This window comes from Micromonospora sp. D75, from assembly GCF_018070405.1.
In the GTDB taxonomy this organism is placed as follows: Bacteria; Actinomycetota; Actinomycetes; order Mycobacteriales; family Micromonosporaceae; genus Micromonospora; species Micromonospora chalcea.
Window position 1 is genome coordinate 1 of the sequence record NZ_JAGPXV010001161.1, and the last position, 549, is coordinate 549.

Sequence of the window (549 nt, forward strand, 5' to 3'; positions counted from 1 at the left end):
TTCTGGCTCAGGGCGTCGTAGGGGGCAAACTCTACACGGCACAGGGCGATCAGTACAACCGGCTTCTTAACCTGCACGGTGCGCTCGCCAGCGGGGTGAACGTCACCTACGCCACCACTGCGCTGCTGTCGCTCACGGCCCCGCCCAAAATGATTAGCGACCGACGGGGGTACAGTTCGATTAAACTGCACAAATACTTAGCCATCGTCCATATCACGGGTATGATTGCCACCAACGTGCTGGCGGGTTCCATTCAGCAGCGCCCCGACCTCAAACCCTACCACCGCGCAGCCGCCTACGCCACGTTCGGAGCCTACGCCCTGTCGGTTATCGCCATCAAATTCTAACGCCAGTCAAATGAAATCGTCAACCCTAGTCCTAACCGTTTTTGTGGCTGGCCTGCTAAGTTTGTCAGCCTTTACTGCGCCCACGGCCACGCGCAAACTCATGCTCGACAAAGCAAAGTCGGTGATGAGCTACACCATGCGCCACCCGCTGCATACGTGGGACGGGGTGAGCCACGAGGTGCAGAGCGTGCTGGTGTATAAC

The 549-nt window shown here is 58.3% G+C and carries 1 protein-coding gene; it reads left to right on the top strand.

Going from position 1 to position 549, the window contains the following annotated elements; genetic code table 11:
* On the top strand, positions 1-347 hold a 347-nt coding region (locus KBX39_RS32635; protein ID WP_210874278.1), incomplete at its 5' end, for a hypothetical protein.
* Positions 348-549: the final 202 nt, after the last annotated feature.